The sequence below is a fragment of the Clostridium sp. UBA3061 genome, assembly GCF_002367465.1.
Taxonomy (GTDB): domain Bacteria; phylum Bacillota; class Clostridia; order Clostridiales; family Clostridiaceae; genus Clostridium_J; species Clostridium_J sulfidigenes.
This window is the reverse complement of record NZ_DFCF01000008.1, coordinates 77,184-97,091: the sequence shown is the minus strand read 5'-3', so window position 1 is coordinate 97,091 and position 19,908 is coordinate 77,184. Positions and strand designations below refer to the sequence as shown.

Annotated in this window: 11 protein-coding genes; 5 read left to right on the top strand and 6 right to left on the bottom strand. The window is 30.8% G+C overall.

Going from position 1 to position 19,908, the window contains the following annotated elements:
- Positions 1-8: 8 nt before the first annotated feature.
- The gene (locus B2P65_RS06795; protein ID WP_346879847.1) at positions 9-2,036 is read left to right on the top strand and encodes a HAMP domain-containing sensor histidine kinase; all 2,028 of its coding nucleotides are present in this window, start codon (positions 9-11) and stop codon (positions 2,034-2,036) included.
- An 81-nt stretch (positions 2,037-2,117) separates the two neighbouring features.
- On the opposite strand, the gene B2P65_RS06790 is transcribed toward B2P65_RS06795, so the two are convergent.
- The 5 genes from B2P65_RS06790 to B2P65_RS06770 all read right to left on the bottom strand — a co-directional run bounded on the left by B2P65_RS06790 (position 2,118) and on the right by B2P65_RS06770 (position 11,059).
- Positions 2,118-4,166 (bottom strand): family 10 glycosylhydrolase, encoded by a 2,049-nt coding sequence (locus B2P65_RS06790; protein WP_346879846.1) that lies wholly within the window; start codon positions 4,164-4,166, stop codon positions 2,118-2,120.
- Between the two features lie 190 nt (positions 4,167-4,356).
- The gene (locus B2P65_RS06785; protein WP_346879845.1) at positions 4,357-6,018 is read right to left on the bottom strand and encodes a glutamine--tRNA ligase/YqeY domain fusion protein; all 1,662 of its coding nucleotides are present in this window, start codon (positions 6,016-6,018) and stop codon (positions 4,357-4,359) included.
- A gap of 245 nt (positions 6,019-6,263) precedes the next feature.
- Positions 6,264-8,549 (bottom strand): RNA polymerase recycling motor HelD, encoded by a 2,286-nt coding sequence (gene helD / locus B2P65_RS06780; protein ID WP_346879844.1) that lies wholly within the window; start codon positions 8,547-8,549, stop codon positions 6,264-6,266.
- Positions 8,550-8,766: 217 nt separating this feature from the next.
- On the bottom strand, positions 8,767-10,356 hold the full coding sequence (locus B2P65_RS06775) for a hypothetical protein (RefSeq protein WP_346879843.1): 1,590 nt from the start codon (positions 10,354-10,356) through the stop codon (positions 8,767-8,769).
- Positions 10,349-11,059: an ABC transporter ATP-binding protein gene (locus B2P65_RS06770; protein ID WP_346848776.1), complete on the bottom strand. Its 711-nt coding sequence runs from the start codon at positions 11,057-11,059 to the stop codon at positions 10,349-10,351. Before B2P65_RS06770 ends, B2P65_RS06775 begins: the two co-directional genes overlap by 8 nt.
- A 314-nt stretch (positions 11,060-11,373) precedes the next feature.
- Between B2P65_RS06770 and B2P65_RS06765 the strand changes: the two genes are divergently transcribed.
- Together B2P65_RS06765 and B2P65_RS06760 are read left to right on the top strand one after the other, a co-directional pair.
- On the top strand, positions 11,374-12,138 hold the full coding sequence (locus tag B2P65_RS06765; protein WP_346848775.1) for a SagB/ThcOx family dehydrogenase: 765 nt from the start codon (positions 11,374-11,376) through the stop codon (positions 12,136-12,138).
- A 537-nt stretch (positions 12,139-12,675) separates the two neighbouring features.
- Positions 12,676-14,658: a sodium-translocating pyrophosphatase gene (locus B2P65_RS06760; RefSeq protein WP_346879842.1), complete on the top strand. Its 1,983-nt coding sequence runs from the start codon at positions 12,676-12,678 to the stop codon at positions 14,656-14,658.
- A gap of 140 nt (positions 14,659-14,798) precedes the next feature.
- Here the strand turns inward: B2P65_RS06760 and B2P65_RS06755 are convergent, their stop codons facing one another.
- The gene (locus tag B2P65_RS06755) at positions 14,799-15,674 is read right to left on the bottom strand and encodes a tRNA 2-thiocytidine biosynthesis TtcA family protein (RefSeq protein ID WP_346848773.1); all 876 of its coding nucleotides are present in this window, start codon (positions 15,672-15,674) and stop codon (positions 14,799-14,801) included.
- A gap of 285 nt (positions 15,675-15,959) precedes the next feature.
- On the opposite strand from B2P65_RS06755, the gene B2P65_RS06750 reads away from it, so the two are divergent.
- Both B2P65_RS06750 and B2P65_RS06745 read left to right on the top strand, forming a co-directional pair.
- Positions 15,960-17,840: a S8 family peptidase gene (locus B2P65_RS06750; protein ID WP_346879841.1), complete on the top strand. Its 1,881-nt coding sequence runs from the start codon at positions 15,960-15,962 to the stop codon at positions 17,838-17,840.
- A gap of 3 nt (positions 17,841-17,843) precedes the next feature.
- On the top strand, positions 17,844-19,712 hold the full coding sequence (locus tag B2P65_RS06745; protein WP_346879840.1) for a S8 family peptidase: 1,869 nt from the start codon (positions 17,844-17,846) through the stop codon (positions 19,710-19,712).
- Positions 19,713-19,908: the final 196 nt, after the last annotated feature.

Genomic DNA, 19,908 nt, shown 5'->3' with positions numbered 1-19,908 from the left:
TGATTTGTATGAATGATAAATATGTACTCTCCTGCCAAAGAAATAAATTTATATATGTGTTAGTGAATTTAGCTTTAGGCATAGTTATGTCCTTTAACTCTATCACAGTTTTTGCTACGCCATCAAGTGATACTGATCAATCCCTTTTAAAGTATAAAGAGGTATTAATTTTATCTTCTCAAAGTGAAAATGAACTCTGGGAATCTTATCTCCTCGATAATCTCAAAACTTCACTAACTTCAAGCGACTTAAATATTCATACACGAACAGAATTCCTATCTATAACAAATGATGACAAATCCTATTTAGATAAGCAAGCTGACCTTTGGTCATTAAAATATGAAAATACTAAATTTGATTTAATTGTTACTCTTGATGATGAATCTTTAAATTTTGTAGGAAATTATTACAATACTCCCATGTTTAAAAATGTACCTGTGGTATATGGCGGTATTAATGATGTTAGCAAGCTGTCTTCCTATCCATTTAATAACTTTACTGGAGTAATGGAACCAGTTAATGTACGTACCCTAGTTGATTTGATTTTACATACAAATCCAAATACTTCTGAAATAAATATTTTATTGGATAATACTATAGAATCTAAGTATATAGAAAACCAAGTAAGAGATACTATTCCCTATTATACTAATGTGTTAAGATTTAACTTTATAAAAAGTGATTATATTGATGATTTATGCTATAAATTATCTCAATACCCTAGCAATACGCCTTCAATAATTATTGGTAATTTCAAAGATACTTCCAACATTATAATTTCACCTAAGAATACAACACATATTATAGAAAACTATTCCCATGGTCAATTATATACTTTTAAGGAAACTTATGTTGGAAATGGAGCTATCGGTGGACATATATTATATGCAAAAAATCACAGTAAAATCATTTATGAAACTGCTATTCGTGTACTAAATGGTACAAAACCAAATGATATCCCAAGTATATACGATCCTGGTAGTACCTTGTTATTTGATGCATCAGAAGTAACAACAAATAATATATCTCGTTCTTCTCTTCCCGAGAATGTTGTATTTATAAATGATAGTTGGATAAATAAAGGCGTATCTCTAGGTATAGTATTTCTTTTACTTCTAATTTTGCTAGTATGCATGATAATGTTAGCTATTCAAACAATCCAAAAAACAAATAATGCAAAAAATATGATTGCTGCAAAGAAAAGATATGATGAACTTCTGATAAGTGATAAAATTAAAACTGAATTTTTAGCTAACTTTTCTCATGAAATACGTACTTTGCTTAATGTTATACTATCTGGGCTACAACTTTTAGATATATATAAAGATAACGGCAAACTTACTTTTGCTAATAAAGATGATGAAGTTAAACTAATATATATACGTCAAAATGGATTTCGACTACTTAAGCTTATAAATAATCTAATTGATATGACAAAAATTGATTCTGGGTTTTATCATGTAGAATTTGAAGTTAAGAATATAGTAGAAGTAGTAGAAGATATCACTATGTCTGTACTTGAATATGCATCTGCTAGAGGAATTTCCATAGTATTTGATACTAACGAAGAAGAGGTTTATATGCCACTAGATTCTGAAAAACTAGATAGAATTATATTAAATCTTCTTTCAAATGCTATTAAATTTACCCCTAAAGGAGGATGTATATACGTAACTTTAAAATGTTTAAAACAATCCATATCTGTTTCAGTAAAGGATACTGGAATTGGAATTCCTAAAGATAAGCAAAGAAGCATCTTTGAAAGATTTACTCAAGTTAAAAATGAAAAATCTAAAAGTAAAGAGGGTAGTGGTATAGGTCTCTCTTTGGTAAAATCTCTAGTAGAACTTTTAGATGGTTCCATTATCCTTAAAAGTGAACCAAACAAAGGTTGTGAATTTATATTTACCCTTCCTATAAAGGAAGTTGATAGGGCCACTTTAGATGTGGAAAATCATATATCACAAAATATTACTAATAATAGCGAAAAACTCATGGTAGAATTTTCTGACATAGACTCTAACATAAACATATAATAATATCATAGATTAAAAAACTCAGTTAACGTAATTATCATTACATTAACTGAGTTTATTTAATTTGAATAATATTTCAAATTACCTTACTCTATTTATAACATCTTGCACTGCAGAAGGATTTATGCCTCCTCCTATCTCGTATACTAAGGATGCTTGTTTTGTACTTAAAACCTGTTTTTGATTGTTACTTAGTTCAGTGTCTACAAGCACTATGGGTGTCTTTAATTTTGCCGCTAATGGACCTGATGTTAATGCATCTGCTAATACGTCTCCCTTAGTAACACTAATCCCAGATTGAACTGAGTTAGTATAAAACTTTTTAATCACAGCTGCATTTGTATCATATCTATTAATACCTGCAACTCTATTTCCACTTACATCTGAAGATGTTATGGAATTCACCTTAGATATTACAGAATCACCTATAATCCCTGTGCCACCTATAAAATATGCATTTTGAAGTTTCTCCCCTTTTAACCATTCAAAAGAAGAATCTTTTAAAGAATTGGTTTCTGATAAAATTATTGGTTGTCTCTCTTCTCCAGCCTTTGCTGATATAGATAGGGCATCTGCTTCTCCATATCCATAACATATATAAGCTTTATTTGTATCAATTATAGTATCTAATCTTTTTGCTACTAAAAGAGATGTGTCATATCTAGTTGAACCACCTAATCTTTCAACTGTTATGCTAGATTTTATACTTTTGATTTCATTAATTAGCTTATCATAAAGTACTCCTTTTCCACCAATTAAAATTACTTTGGATGGATTTAATCTCTTTAATTCAGTTTTTGTAATTTCAGGTAAAGTGTCAGCACTTGATAAAAGTATTGGAGCTCCATAAGCCGATGCTAATGGAGTTGCTACAAGACCATCAGCATTTGCATAACCATTTACTAATAGCACAGTATTTGCGCTACTCCAACCTTCTTTACTTACCTTTACTGATGTTTCATATCTATTTAAACCCTTAAGTTGTTTATGTGTAACTTTATTTAACTGTTTTAATTTTGATTGAAGTGTACTATTTTCAGATATAAATTTTGCTCTAAAATATATATTTCCATCTACTTCTGAATTAGCTCTACTATAATTTACTTGTTTTTCTATTTGATTAGCTACCTCAGTTTTAGAAACATCATGTCCAATATAAAGTTTAACATTAGTTCCTTTAACTTGCTTTGCCCACCAATCTACAAGGGTTCCATAGGGAGCTGCACTATTTTCAAAAGTCCAATATATTTGTGGATTTATATAGTCAACCCATCCATTCTTTATCCATGCTACAGAATCACAATATATATCATAGTAGCTTTGTCCACCATTTGTAGCTGAACCAGCTGGATCACTAGATGCATTTTTCCATATTCCTCTTGGACTTACTCCAAAGGATACTGATGAGTTTATACTATTAATTTTAGTATATACCTTCTGAATTAATGTGTTGACATTAGCACGTCTCCAGTCATCTTTATTAATTCCATTACCATACTTACTGTAGCTAGTATCATCATTAAAAGATTTACTTGGATAGAAATAATCATCAAAATGAATTCCATCTACCTTGTAATTTTTCACCACTTCAGCTACAGTTTCCACTAAATAATTTACCACCTGCGGATTGCCTGGATCATAATATAATGCATTGTTATAAGCTATAGCCCAGCTAGGGTTCTTCCTAGCCATATTATTTGATGCTAATGCATTTACGTCTGTACCAGAAGTCGTTATTCTATAGGGATTAAACCAAGCATGAAACTCCATTCCTCTTTTATGAGTTTCTTCAATCATAAATGCTAATGGGTCATATCCTGGATTCTTGCCTTGAGTTCCAGTAAGTATGTCAGACCAAGGATTAAGACTAGAATTATATAAAGCATCTCCCTTAGGTCTTACTTGTACTATAACACTATTTAATCCTGTTGCTTGTAGCTTGTCCAATAGTGTTATAAACTCTTGCTTTTGTTGAGCCTCATTATTTCTAGCACCAACAGTTGGCCAATCAAGGTTCCAAACAGTGCTAATCCATGCGCCTCTCATTTCTTTAGTATCTGCAAAAGCAGTTGTGTTCATAACAGCAAATACTAAAAACATGCCTAGTAAACCAGTTAATATCTTTTTCATACTTCCTCCTTTATTCTTATATACAGTTTTTATACTTGTCCATGTATTATTATTAACGCCCTTATACTCTTAAAGTTTATATTAAATTCTAAAAGGTAACAGATAATTCATATATAAACAGCTTATGAGTATAACATTAGACTTTATAAAAAATACTACCTCTTAATTTTAAAATTAAGAGGTAGTGTTTTTATTTTATTTTAAAAGAACTTTTTAAAGATACTATTCTGTTAAATACAGGTTTATTCTCTGTAGAATATTTAGAATCCACATTAAAATATCCATGTCTAAAAAACTGGAAGCCTTCACCTAGTTTTACACCTTTCATATTATCTTCAACATAACCTTGTAATACTTCTAAGGAGTTTGGATTAACACATTCTAGGAAAGTTTTGTTTTCATCAATTTCTTCATCTTTTATTAAAGGCTCATATAGTCTAAATTCTGCTAGTATAGCAGAGCTAGCATCTACCCAATGTATTGTACCCTTAACTTTTCTACCTGTAAATCCTGTTCCACTCTTAGTTTCCTTGTCATAAGTACAATGAATCTCAACAACTTTTCCAGATTCATCTTTTATAAAATCATTACACTTTATAAAGTATGCTCCCTTAAGTCTAACTTCATTTCCCGGAAATAGTCTGAAGTATTTTTTAGGTGGTTCTTCCATAAAATCTTCTTCTTCAATATATATTTCTCTAGAGAATTGTACCATTCTTTTTCCCATGGATGGATCATCTTGATTATTTTCAATCTCTAACATTTCAACTTCACCCTCAGGGTAGTTAGTTATAACCACCTTTAAAGGCCTGATAACTCCCATGGTTCTTGGTGCTTTAGCACTTAAATCTTCTCTAATAAAATGTTCTAATAATTGTTCATCTACTGTACTATCATTTTTTGCTACCCCTATTTCTCTACAGAAGTTTCTTATAGACTCAGGAGTATAACCACGTCTTCTTAATCCAGCTATAGTTGGCATTCTTGGATCATCCCATCCATCAGCAATACCTTCATCTACTAAAGCTTTAAGTTTTCTTTTGCTCATTACTGTATTAGTAATATTTAGTCTTGCAAATTCTATTTGTCTCGGAGTACTTTCCATTTCACACGCTTCTACTACCCAATCATAAAGTGGTCTATGATCCTCAAATTCTAAAGTACAGATTGAATGAGTTATGCCTTCAATAGCATCTTCTAGGGGATGCGCAAAATCATACATTGGATATACACACCATTTATCTCCTGTATTATGATGTGCTGTATGAGATATACGATAGATTATAGGATCCCTCATATTTATATTGGGAGAGCTCATATCAATTTTAGCTCTTAAAACCTTCTCACCATCCTTAAACTCACCTTTTCTCATACGATCAAATAAGTCTAAATTTTCTTCAACGGTTCTATTTCTATAAGGACTTTCTTTTCCTGGCTCCTTTAAGCTTCCTCTATATTCTCTTATTTCATCAGGAGTTAAATCACATACAAAGGCTAATCCTTTTTTAATTAAGAGTACTGCCCTATTGTACATTTCCTCAAAATAATCTGATGCAAAGTATAAATCATCCCAGTTAAATCCAAGCCATTTTATATCTTCTTTTATAGATTCAACATATTCAGTATCTTCTTTAGTAGGATTTGTATCGTCAAATCTTAAGTTAGTCTTTCCATTAAACTCATCTGCTAATTCAAAATTTAAAACTATAGATTTTGCATGTCCTATATGTAAATATCCATTTGGTTCTGGTGGAAAACGAGTAATTATATTGTCATGTTTCTTGCTCTGTAAGTCATCCACCACTATTCTTTTAATAAAATTTGAAGATGTATTTCCTATATTTTCTCCCATAATAATCACTTCCTCTTATTATATTTTATTTAGGTTATTATCAAATAATTTAATATAATGGCATTCATATACCTTCATTATCGAAACATAATTCATATTATCAATAAATTATCTAATTATTTTGACTTACACAACCTTAAATATATCATAATTTGCACTTTTTTTCTATTATCTTTAAAGTTATAGTACAATAACTTCTATTTTAAACTATAACCTATTATTCCTTATTGCAACTAGGCTTATACCTATACAAGTAAAGAAGAAAGTGATTCCTTATACATTACATATTGAAGATGTAATGCTCTAGTTAAAGCTACATATAGCAACTTTTTATCTAAGACTTCATTCCTATACATATCTTCATCACAATTATAAACAATGGTTGCATCAAACTCTAACCCCTTGGTCATATAGCTAGGTATAAGTAAATTATCTATATCTAATTTACTTTGACTCTCTTCTATCAGTTCCCATTTATATTTGGACTCCTTCTTAAGCCTTTTATGTAATTCCTTGCATTCAGTATAGGTTTTGCAAATTATAGCTACAGTTTTTTTATTCTTACTATATATTTCTTCTAATAAAGAATCAATAACTCTTATTTCTTCATCTTCTTTAGCATTAATAACCCTAGGTTCATCTCCATGTCTTAATATAGGAAGAGCTGGTTTTATATTTAACTTTTGCTTTTCTAATACCCTGTTTGCAAACTCTATTATTTCTACTGTAGACCTATAGCTTTGGGATAAAGTTATATAAGTGGCATCTTCGCTAAATACCTTTTCTACTAAGCTTTCCCATGAGTTAATTCCTTTATAATTATAGATTCCTTGCCCTAAATCCCCAACTATAGTCATGGAGTTATTCTTCGATATTTCTTTTAATACATTAAATTGCATAAGACTATAATCTTGTGCTTCATCAATGACAGTATGAATATAATTCTCTCCTACTACTCCTTCTAACTTCAATTGTAAGTATGTTAATGCCGTTAAATCATCGCAGTCTATATTTTTAGTGGCAATATTATTATTTATTTCATCTCTCATATAGTCAGCTAACTTTTTAGGCAAGCAATTATCTGTTACAGATGAAAATGCTTCTTCATCATTATATAGATTTATATAACTATCTACTACACTTATCTTCTTCCAACTACCAAAGAACTCCTTTAATGCCTTACTCCCTTTAGTTTTTAGTCCTGCTATAAGCTCATCTCGTTCATCATAGGTTTTAATTATCTCTTTTCTCTTATCTTCCTCTGATATGTCTTTTCTATCCTTTATATCTTTTATCTTAAAAAAGTATATATCTTCTATCTTTTCTTTAATTTCTTCTATTCGGTTTTTCAACTTACCTTTAAAGTATTTATTTATTTCATCTTTTCTTTTGTTAATAGGTAAATTTTCTAAATCCTTTATATATAGTCTTTTTATTTCCTTTGCTGAAAATAAAATGTATTCATCTACTAATATATCCTCTACTTCAGAACTCTTTCTTTCTAAATATTTTATAAACCTATCCATAATGGTTTTATAGGTCATTGTCCCTTTTATCTTGCTAGATGCAGTAATGTATTTAATTTCTTCCTCATCCTTACATTCCATTATATGTGCAAGCTTTTTATCCTTAGTTATTATTTTATATTTAATGTTTAAAATTGCACTGCAAAGTTCCTCAAAGGTTGACTGTTTTACATTACTAACTCCTAAGTTTGGTAATATATCTGATATATAGTCTAAAAATAATTGGTTTGGTGCAACTACTAGTATGTTTCTATTGTTCATTTCATCTCCATAGGTATACACTAGGTAGGCTAATCTATGTAATGCTACAGTAGTCTTTCCTGACCCTGCGGAACCTTGAATAATTATTGGTTTATTTTTATAGGCTCTAATAATTTCATTTTGTTCCCTCTGAATTGTATTTACTACATCCTTAAGCTTTTTACTCATATTTTCTTCTAGATTTATCTTTAAAAACTCATCTACTAGTTCTTCTCCATCTTCTGATACTGGAACTATTAACTCATTTACTCCCTCATCAAAGATATTTACTATTTTTCCATCTTTAACTTGGAATTTCCTTTTTAATAATAGGTCTCCTTGAATTTCTCCCATGGGGGCAGTATAAGATGCTGCTCCAAAAGTTCCACTATAATATAAATTGGCAAGAGGTGCTCTCCAATCAATGACAACCTCTTCGTTTTTAACTTCATCTATAAGTCCAAACTTACCAATATAAAAGCTTTCTACATCTCTTATCTTTTCCTTGAAATCAATTCTTGCAAAGTATGGATTATCTTTACTTTCATTATACTTATGCAAATCTTTATTTGCGAAGTCTTGAATATTTTGGGCTAAAATTAGCTCTGTACTAAAAGTACCCCTTGAAGATTTTTTAAGAGTTGCTACTTTCTTTTCATACTCTTCACACTTTTTCTCAGTGTTTAAAAGTTGTTCTTCTATCCATTCCTTAGTACTACTGAATTTCATTTCTTCCTTCAAAGTCTCTTCTCTATTAATTGTCATTGTTTTTCACCTCTCACTTCTTATATTTTTGAAAAAATATAGAGGAAAAACCCCTTGGATTCTCCCTCTTTGCTTATAATGTAATATTTTTTGCATTAATCGTATAATTTTCTAAGAGCTTATCATATCATAATGAAATATTTCTTTGTTTATGAGTTGCCTATATATTATACATTAAATTTTTACAAATTCATAGAAGTTTTTAAATATTTGTTATCTATTTAAGTTTAAATGTCTTAGGTGCTAATTTATAAACTAATGTTAATGCTATAATCATATATATTACAGTGAATATGATTACTCCTATACTAAACATATAGGAAGAGCTATCAATTCCTGAACACATATAACAAACTACATACATTACTGTATTAATTCCTCTGAATAGTGGACTTTTAACCTCTAAGTTAGCAGTATATGGCTGAATTATATAATATATGGCTAAATGATGTATAGAAAAAAAGCAAGCCAAGGCTATTATACTTAAAAATAAATAACTTAATTCTAATATTGCCTTAGGGTCTCCAGATGCTATTAGTATGAAAATTATACAACAGCAAATTACTAAAGCAGGAAGAATATTAAAAACAACTACCCTTTTTAACCTAGATTTAAAATTAGAAAATATAGCTTCTCTTTGTCTATAGTACCCATATCTAAGTAAGCTTATATCACAATTAAAAAACATAGCCTTACAAATTCTTTCTGTAGTAGATAAAAAGTACATTACAAATATCCAACTAGAAGTTTTATTCTTGAAAAAATCTATAATACCCCCTTTATCACTTGGTTTCCACAATACAAATCCAATGGCAACTATTGTTACTATAAGGCTTCCTATAATTATATATTTTGAAGACTTTGATAAAAGTTTTTTGTATCTTTTGAAAAATATAGCATTAAGATATTCATAGCCTTGCTTATTTTCATAGATATTGGAATTCAAGTCTTCTACTTTTATCTTCTTCTCGTTTATTTCTACATCTTTAAACTGAACATCTTTTACTAATTTCTGTTTCTCTAAAATATTATCCTTAGTGCATATAATTTTACTAATATCCTTAAACCTTTTGTATTTAAAGATATATCTAAGAGATAAAACTGACAATAAAAATAATAGGATAATAATCCTGTAATCATATATCCACCTATGAAGTCCTATATTAACATGAAAAAATAAAGGAACATAGGCTAGTAAAGGACAAATAATCACCAATGTCCCAATAAATATATCCATATTTGATATCATCTTGTTAAACCTACTAAATACAAATAAATGTATAAACTCCCATATGAACCTAATGAGTATAAACTCAAAGGTCAAAATTAATCCCTTTACTGGAGAAAACAGTACCATCATCACGGGAGTAAAATGTATAAAAGCTAAAATTCTGGTATAAACCATTTCACTTATAAAGTACTTTTTAGTATCCACCCTCATTAATCTTATCATGTTGAAAGGTTTTTCATCTCGTGGCATTAAAGTAGTATTTATAATGGGTCGTAGAATAAAGCTTAAAATAAAAAATATTTGAAGAGCTACTTCCTGTAAATTTCCGCTTTCCTTTGAGAGGTACAGAGCAGGAAGTGCTATCATCACACCAATATAAACAGCTTTTTTAATAAAGCCAAATAAAAAAGACATTATTTCAAATATAATTCCAAGAGTAATTTTAGCCTTTGTTTTACTGTAAAAACTCTCTGGAACTTTTTTACCTATTAGCGGAATCCTCTTGATGAAATATATGAATGTATTTGCACCTTGTACAAAGGAGAATTTGTATGTATTAGTAAAAGTTCTAATCATAATTGTCCTCCTTTAAAATTTCCATGATGCTTTCCTCAAACTTTCCACTTCTTATAAGTTCACTTGGAACTTGCTCTAATATTCCATGATTAAGAACTACTATTTCATCACATAAATCCATGGCAAGTTGTAATATATGAGTTGAAAATATAATTATATGCTCACTCTTTATTTCCTTTAATAAATTTTTAATTTCTAGTGCCACAATTACATCAAAAGAACTTAATGGTTCATCTAATAAAATTACCGGCGGTCTACTTATTAAAAAGCATAACATCTGGAGCTTGTTCTTCATTCCGTGAGAATAGGTTTTAATTAATCTATGACTATCGACCCTAGATATTTTTATAATATTTAAATATTCCTCTACGGTCTTAATATCATTAATCTTATCCTTATTTATATCTATATAGAATTTAACAAACTCATAACCTGTTAAAAACTCTGGTAATACTGGATCTGCAAAAACAAATCCTATATTAGAATAATCTAACTCTCCTTCATTACCCAATCCATTCTCTAAGATGACTTCCCCTGAATCTTTGCTTAGCTCTCCACTTATACAATTAAATAAAGTAGTTTTACCTGCACCATTTCTTCCTAATAGGCCATATATCTTTCCTTTTTCAAAGGTAAAAGATGCTCCTTTTAACACCACTTTATTTTCAAAACTTTTTTGTATATCCTTTAATATTAACTCCACTTTTCTCCCCCTAATCTTCTCAAACCCGCATGGGCAGAACAACTATATAAATATATAACTATTTATATAGTTATATTTATAAATATGAAAAAATTTTCCTATATAAATATTTATATAGGAAAATTTTTTCATATATCCTATTAACTATTAAATCACATATTTTACAAATTATCTATTTAAAATTGTAGGTTATTATGAAATAATAGGATAAAGGTTATTCTTATATTATAATTTTCTAAGTAATAACTTAGAATCAAGAATAAATGTTAACTAAGCTCGTTTATGAACATTTTACTTTTAAGGAGTTGTATTAAATGGAGAATTTAGAGAAATTTCGAAACTTTATGAAATCTAGCTTTTCAACAGAAGAGGATGAAGGGGAATATGAGTTATCTGATCAACAAAAAAAATTACCTCAACCACCTTTACAAAAACCATATGATGAAAATGATAAAACTATAGACTTGCCTGAGGTAACAGATAAAATTTTAGTTAGATCTAATATCCTAGACATTATAAATCAAAGGGAAAGTCATCGTAAATTTACTGATGATAATCTAAGCTTAGAGGAGCTATCCTTTCTTCTTTGGTGTACACAAGGTGTAAAAAAAGTTACTGCTAATAACTATGCAACCCTTAGAACCGTACCTTCTGGTGGTGCTCGTCATCCCTTTGAGACATACTTAGTAATAAATCACATTAAGGGCATTAAGAAGGGCTTATACAGATACCTTCCCTTACGCCATAAATTACTTCTTATATTAGAAGATTCTACTTTATCATCTCAACTTTCTGATATAGCTTGTGAACAAACCTTTGTTGGCGATAGTGCCGTAACCTTTATATGGAGTTGTATTCCCTATAGAGGCGAATGGAGATATCTAGATGCTGCCCATAAAGTTATGCTACTTGATGCAGGTCATGTATGTCAAAACCTTTATCTTGCTTGCCAAGCCATAGATTGTGGTACCTGTGCTGTAGGAGCCTATGACCAAAAGCTTATAGATAAATTTCTTGGATTAGATGGCGAAAATGAGTTTGTAGTTTATGTAGCTCCCGTTGGTAAAGTAAGTAAATAGTTCAAAAATAGTATACCATATTTAACAAAGTCTAAAGGATAGCTTAAGTAAAATTTAAGGTGTCCTTTTTATATAAATCAACCATAATTATTAATCATAATTGACATTTATAAGGTGGCATTAATACTTTCTTTCTACATATAAAATGTATCACAATTTAGTATATTGAAATAATTCTATATTTTCTTTTAATATATTCAAAGATATTTAAATAAAATTCAACTTATATTTGACATAAAATTATTATGATGATAACATTTATTAGTACTAATAAGATTTAAACTGTATTTAAATACATATTTATTATGAAATATTAATTAATTCAGCTTATCTCTCTAGGATCATTATTCACATGAATTTATATATTAATTACCCATTTTAATTTAAAATGGCTAATTTTTCTGCTTGATATATCATAATATTTTTTGTATCATATACAAGGTTAATACATAGGACAAATCCAATTGAGGTATAGGTTAAACCCTTCACTTCAATTGTTAAATAAAATTAAATAAGAATATATAGGGGGACTTTATTATGAACAATCTTATCTATGTTTGTATAGTTGCTGGATTGCTTGCTTTAATCTCTGCCTTTTTACTACTATCAAAAATTAATAAAAGTAGTGAAGGTACAGATAGAATGAAAGAAATCGCTTCAGCTATCAGTGAAGGTGCTACTGCTTTCTTAAAGGCAGAGTACAAAGTATTAATCATTTTCTGTGCTATTATTTTTGTATTAATTGGTGTAGGAATAGGTAGCTGGGTTACAGCTGTTTGCTTCTTAGTTGGAGCATTATTCTCAACTCTAGCAGGTTATGTTGGTATGCATACAGCTACTAAAGCCAATGTAAGAACTGCTGAAGGTGCTAGAACATCTGGTATGAGTAAAGCACTTTCAATTGCATTCTCTGGTGGAGCTGTTATGGGTCTGTGTGTTGTAGGTCTTGGACTACTAGGAGTAAGTGTAGTTTACTTTTTTACAAATAATATAGAAGTACTTACTGGATTTAGTTTAGGAGCTTCTACTCTAGCTCTTTTTGGACGTGTTGGTGGTGGAATATATACTAAGGCTGCTGACGTTGGAGCTGACCTTGTTGGTAAGGTTGAAGCTGGTATACCTGAAGATGATCCACGTAACCCAGCAGTAATCGCTGATAACGTTGGTGATAACGTTGGTGATGTTGCTGGTATGGGTGCAGACTTATTTGAATCATACGTTGGTTCTATCATATCTGCTATTACACTAGGTGTAGTTGCTTTTGGATTAAAGGGAGCTATTTTCCCACTTATAATATCTGCAGCAGGAATTTTCTGTTCTATAATAGGTATTGTGCTTGTAAATAATAGCAAAAGCCAAAATCCACATAAAGCTTTAAATAGTGGAACTTACTTAGCTAGTATATTAGTTGTTATATCTTCTGCTGTACTTAGTAAAAAATTCTTTGGAGATTTCTTACCATTCTTCGCAATAATTTCTGGAATTATAGTTGGTTTATTAATTGGTAAGTTAACAGAAGTATACACTTCAAGTGATTATAGATCAGTTAAGAAAATTGCTGAACAATCTGAAACTGGTTCTGCAACAACAATAATATCTGGACTTGCTGTTGGAATGGAATCTACAGCTCTACCTATAATATTAATTGCTATTGCTATACTAGTTGCTTATTCATTCTCTGGATTATACGGTATTGCTCTTGCAGCTGTTGGAATGTTATCAACTACTGGTATTACTGTAGCAGTTGATGCTTATGGTCCAATTGCTGACAATGCTGGTGGTATTGCAGAAATGTCAGGACTTGATTCATCAGTTCGTAAGATTACAGATAAATTAGACTCTGTTGGTAACACTACAGCTGCTATGGGTAAAGGCTTTGCTATTGGTTCTGCAGCTCTTACTGCATTAGCATTATTCGCTTCTTACTCTCAAGCTGTTGGATTAACTACTATAGACTGTTTAAATCCTAAAGTAATTGTTGGATTATTAGTTGGAGGTATGCTTCCATTCCTATTCTCAGCATTTACAATGGAATCTGTTGGTAAAACAGCTAACAAAATGATTGTTGAAGTTCGTAATCAATTTAAAACCATTCCTGGAATTCTAGAAGGTACTGGAAAACCTGATTATAAAAGATGCGTTGAAATTTCAACAGCTGCAGCATTAAAAGAAATGATGCTTCCTGGAGTTATGGCTGTAGCTATGCCACTAGTAATTGGTATCTTACTTGGTACTGAAGCTTTAGGTGGACTTTTAGTAGGTTCTCTTGTTTCTGGAGTTATGCTTGCTATCTTCATGTCTAACTCTGGTGGTGCATGGGATAACGCTAAGAAGTACATTGAAGAAGGTACTCATGGTGGTAAAGGTAGCGATGCTCATAAAGCCGCTGTTGTTGGAGATACTGTTGGAGATCCATTTAAGGATACATCTGGTCCATCAATCAACATATTAATAAAACTTATGACTATTGTTTCTTTAGTTTTTGCTTCTCTATTTGTTTCAATAGGTGGACTTTTATAGAAATCTAATTATAAGTTAAAATATTAAACCTCTTATTCTAGAATTATAATTCTAAAATAAGAGGTTTCCTTTTATATAGTATTTATCTCACATGTAATTACTATGTAATCTTTTAGTAAATCAATTAAGCACCTTAATTTTTAATCTAAAAATTCTCCATCATATTCTTCTAAGAAAGAATGTTTTTGTCCATCCTTTTGCCAACCTAAAATTGCATCCATATTAACATTTTCAGCAGCCTTAAATATAGATTTATCCACATCTTTAAAATTCTTTTTCATTTCTTTTATCATATCCTTTATTTCATGTCTCTTGTTACCAATCTTCTTTGCTGCTACCATGCATGCACAGTTAAGAGGCCATATACCACTACTTTGTATAAAGTTTTCTATGTAGCTTTCCTCAACATAATAAAGAGGACGTATAAGCTCTAACCCTTTAAAGTTAGTTGCTTTAAGCTTGGGAAGCATAGTTTTAAAAGTTCCTCCATAAAGCACATTAAGCATTGTAGTTTCAATAACATCATTAAAGTGATGTCCTAATGCTAGCTTATTGCATCCAAGCCTTTCAGCTTCAGAATATAATGCGCCCCTTCTCATCCTAGCACACATATAACAGGGATAATCCTTTGCAATCTCATCTATAATGTCAAATATTTTTGAATCAAAGGTATGTATTGGTATATTTAAATAATTACAATTATCCAATAAAAGCTCTTTAATCTGTGGATGATATCCTGGGTCCATAGCAATAAATTCTAATTCAAAATTTACTTGCCCATGACGTTTTAACTCTTGAAATAACTTAGCCATTATTATACTATCCTTACCTCCAGATATTCCAACAGCTATCTTATCTCCTTCTTCTACTAATTTGTATTCTCTAATAGCCTTAATAAATTTAGACCATACTGATTTTCTATATTTTTTAATTAAACTTCTTTCTATTTCTTCTAATGGCTTTCTCTCATTAAAAGGGACTAATATTTCACAACCTTCTCCTGCTACACCACTCATTTATTTCACCTCGTATATTTTTTAATATATGTACTTTACATATTTCTAATATTAAGTTTATACTTTTACACTATAAACTTACTTTGATATTATAGCACCTTTATAAATTTTTGTCTTGGTACTTCAATTAAATTAAATACCTATGTCTAGGTATAATACAAATATTAGTCAGCTTAAATTTTCATTTTATAAATACATTTTTTCAAATATTAAACTTGTAACTACTTTTAATACTATAGAATACTATAAATAGATAAACAATTTTTAGGAGCTGTAAGTTTATTAATGGGTAACATAAATATGTATAGGCAGGCTAACCCATGTAAAGACGCCTACCTTAGTGAAGATTATATAAGTCTATTTGTTCAATATGATAGAGATCTTGTTAGTGAACTTAATGACATAGAATACGCCTGTGCTTTTAGAGTATCTGATATAGACTATATTGTGTCTGTAAGAACTATTAATTATGATGATTTTATCCGCAACTTTAAGGATAAATTCACCATAGATGTTAGTTTTCCTTATACTTTATCAGCTGTACAACCAATAGATGCTGCTAATATAACACAATTTCATGGAGAAACATTTTTAAATCTTACAGGAAAAGGTACAATAGCTACAATTATAGATACTGGAATAGATTATTTAAACCCTCAATTTCAATATCCTAATGGTACTACAAGAATTGTGGCAATATGGGACCAAACCATTGAAAGTAATGTAGCTAATAATGACCCTATAGCCTTTTTTGGTACTATTTATAGTCGTGAAGATATTAATAGAGCTATTCAGACATCTATTCAAGGTGGAAATCCATATGACATAGTTCCTTCAAGAGATAATTTAGGTCATGGCACAAATATGGCTGGTTTAGTTGGGGCAAGAGGATTGAATGGCGTAATAGGGGGTGCTCCTGACTGTGAATTTCTAATTATAAAGCTTAAAGAAGCTAAAACTAGCAATCTTAAGTTGGTAGGAGTTAATAATAGAAGAAGTACTCCAATTTTTGAAGGTATCGATATTTATCTTGCCACAAGATTTACTATAAATTATAATGATGTAAACTTATTAAAACCTATGAGTATTTTATTATCTACTGGAACAAATTGGGGTGGTCACGAAGGTTTAACTTCCATAGAACAGGATATCGATTTTTTTTCAACTAGAAAGGGTCTCGTGTTCGTAACTAATACTGGAAATCAAGGTGCTAGTTTAACTCACGTCTCTGGTAGGTTTTTAAAAAGCAATTCTCTAGAGATTATAGAGTTTATTGTAGGCTTAAATGAAGATAACTTAGTTCTTATGCTCTGGATTCAAAGGCCCGATAGAATATCTATAGCTATAATTTCTCCTAGTGGAGAAATCGCCGAACCAGTGCAACCTGAACTAGTAGGTACAGAGTTTGAACAAGTTAACCTAATCCTTGAAAGCAGTGTAATTAATATAGCCTTTACAAGTGCTGAATTTGCTAGTGGAAATGAAGCTGTATATATAACTATAACAAATCCTAAAGATGGACTTTGGCAACTACGGCTTAAGGGAGACTATATAGTTAATGGTGTCTACAATATGTGGCTACCTCAAAGGCCTCTTATACAGTTAACTACTAGGGTAATTAATCCTAGCCCTTATACTACATTGCAAGCCCCTGCTAACGCAAGAAAATCTATAACAACATCCTTCTACGATCAAAATAATAACACCATAGCTGTAGAATCTGGTAGAGGCTTTACTGCCGACAATAGAATTAAGCCTAATTTAACTACTGGTGGTGTTATGGCCTTAACTACTGGACTTAATAATGAAACCATTTTACTTACAGGAGGTTCAGTGGCTGGCGCAGTACTCTGTGGTGCTACTCTTCTTCTGCTAGAGTGGGGAATTGCCCTTGGAAATGACCCTAATATATATGGACCTACTGTTATTTCTTATTTCACCAGAGGTACTAGCAAAAGATCAGGTGATATATATCCTAATCCTCAATGGGGATATGGAATGTTAAATCTTCAGGGCTCCTTTGAAAATCTTAGATCATCTTCCCTGATTAGAAGTTCTAATAAATTCATTACCCCAGGAGAAAATCACCTTCCATTTAACTTTTCTATAAGAATTCCCAAACAATTATATAGAAAAATAGATGAGCTATATAAGGAGGATGTGTAATTTATGGATATTAAGAATTTAAGGGAGACAACTCCACAAATAGATATTCCATTGCAATACAGTAGATTTACAGTTTACTATAGTGGAGATATAACTAGTGCTACTGCTTCTATTCCTCAAATCAACGTTGTAATTCTAACTCCATATTTGGCAGTTATATTTGTAGAGCCCGGATATGAAAATTTACTTGTAACTATACCTAATATTAATATAATTGAACCTTTCAATTACTATATACTTACACAACTATCACCCTTAGAAACTTCTAACATAATTCAATTCACTGAAGGCAACCCAATAGATTTAACTGGTACTGGGGTAATAGTAGGTACCATAGATACGGGTATCGATTACTTAAATGTAGAATTTACTAGAGAAGACGAAACCTCTAGAATATTATCTATTTGGGATCAAACTGATAACACCGGAACCGCACCTTCTGGAATTAATTATGGCAGTGTATATTCACAAGAACAGATAAATGCAGCTATAAAATTAAATAGGGAGGGTGGCGATCCCTACTCCATAGTTCCAAGAATAGACACTAATGGGCATGGAACTCAGTGTGCAGGTATAATTGGAGCTAGAGGTTACGGTGAAATTAAGGGTGCAGCACCTAACTGTGATTTTATAGTAGTTAAACTACTGCCGACAAGAGAGTTAACAACTGTAATAGACCCGTCACTACCTAACATTCCAATTTATCGTAGTCCTGATATATCTACAGCTATTCTTTATCTCTTACAGCAACGTTATATATACCAAAAACCCATGGTAATATTTTTACCTATAAGTAGTAATCAAGGCGCTCACAATGGTACCAGTACTCTTGAAGAGCTCATTGACTACTACTCCTTTTCCTCTAATGTCTCCTTTGCTGTAGGCACTGGTAACCAGGGTAACTCAGAAACTCACGCCTCTGGTTACATTAATAACACTGGTGAAACTTCATCTGTTGAATTTTCTGTAGACCCAAATCAGAAAGATTTAAATATATCTATATGGTGCACCTATCCAGATAAAATATCTTTGGGGCTAACATCTCCTAGTGGGCAAGTAATTTCTAGAGTTCCTGTAAAAATTGGTCTAACTACAACTCTTAATTTTTTATATGAAAATACCACTACTAGATTAATTTACTATTTCCCTGAAATTATATCTGGAAATCAGCTAATCTTCTTGTCATTTTCTAATATTGCCGCTGGTATATGGACTATAAATCTGTTTGGTGATTATATAGTAAATGGATCTTTTAACGTTTGGCTTGATCAAAGGCCTTTATCCAAGCCTGGTACAGCACTACTAAATCCTGATAATTTTACAACCCTTACCATACCTTCTACTAGTAATCTAGCTATTACTACTGCATTTTATAATCAAAATACTAATACTATAGGTTCAAATTCTGGAGTTGGATTCACAGCAAATAATAAAATAAAACCTGACTTAACTTGTGGTGGAATAAATGTATCGACTACAGGCTTAAACAATACCATCACAACTATTTCAGGTTCCAGTGCAGCCACTGCAGTATTAGCTGGTGCTATAGCTCTATTTTATCAATGGGGTATAACTGATGGAAATATTCCTGTATTATCTTCTGAAAGTATAAAAACTTTTTTAATTAGAGGAACTAGAAAAAGACCTAATGAGTCCTATCCTAATCAATTTTGGGGTTATGGTATTCTTGATATGCGAGGAGTCTTTGATGCTATTAGGGGTATTTACGCTCAACAGGATCAACTAGCCCCTCCTATAGTTATAGAGCCAAGGCCTGTTAGTCTTTCAAGATACTGCGATGATAATATTGAAACATATCTGCCTTATGATTTATTTAGAAGACTAAACTATACCAAGGAGTTTTTATTTTAATTGTAACTACTTTATATTACTTAGAGTAATATAGATAGATAAACATTTTTGGGAGATGTAATGTTATTTCTTATTTTACAAGAGGTACTAGCAAAAGATCAGGTGATATATATCCTAATCCTCAATGGGGCTATGGAATATTAAATCTTCAAGGTTCTTTTGAAAATCTTAGATCATCTTCTTTGATTAAAAGTTG

Coding starts and splice junctions, on each gene's coding strand:
- B2P65_RS06765 (WP_346848775.1), top strand. CDS start 11,374: ATGGAGAATTTAGAGAAATTTCGAAACTTTATGAAATCTAGCTTTTCA.
- B2P65_RS06795 (WP_346879847.1), top strand. CDS start 9: ATGAATGATAAATATGTACTCTCCTGCCAAAGAAATAAATTTATATAT.
- B2P65_RS06755 (WP_346848773.1), bottom strand. CDS start 15,674: ATGAGTGGTGTAGCAGGAGAAGGTTGTGAAATATTAGTCCCTTTTAAT.
- B2P65_RS06745 (WP_346879840.1), top strand. CDS start 17,844: ATGGATATTAAGAATTTAAGGGAGACAACTCCACAAATAGATATTCCA.
- B2P65_RS06775 (WP_346879843.1), bottom strand. CDS start 10,356: ATGATTAGAACTTTTACTAATACATACAAATTCTCCTTTGTACAAGGT.
- B2P65_RS06785 (WP_346879845.1), bottom strand. CDS start 6,018: ATGGGAGAAAATATAGGAAATACATCTTCAAATTTTATTAAAAGAATA.
- B2P65_RS06790 (WP_346879846.1), bottom strand. CDS start 4,166: ATGAAAAAGATATTAACTGGTTTACTAGGCATGTTTTTAGTATTTGCT.
- helD (WP_346879844.1), bottom strand. CDS start 8,549: ATGACAATTAATAGAGAAGAGACTTTGAAGGAAGAAATGAAATTCAGT.
- B2P65_RS06750 (WP_346879841.1), top strand. CDS start 15,960: ATGGGTAACATAAATATGTATAGGCAGGCTAACCCATGTAAAGACGCC.
- B2P65_RS06760 (WP_346879842.1), top strand. CDS start 12,676: ATGAACAATCTTATCTATGTTTGTATAGTTGCTGGATTGCTTGCTTTA.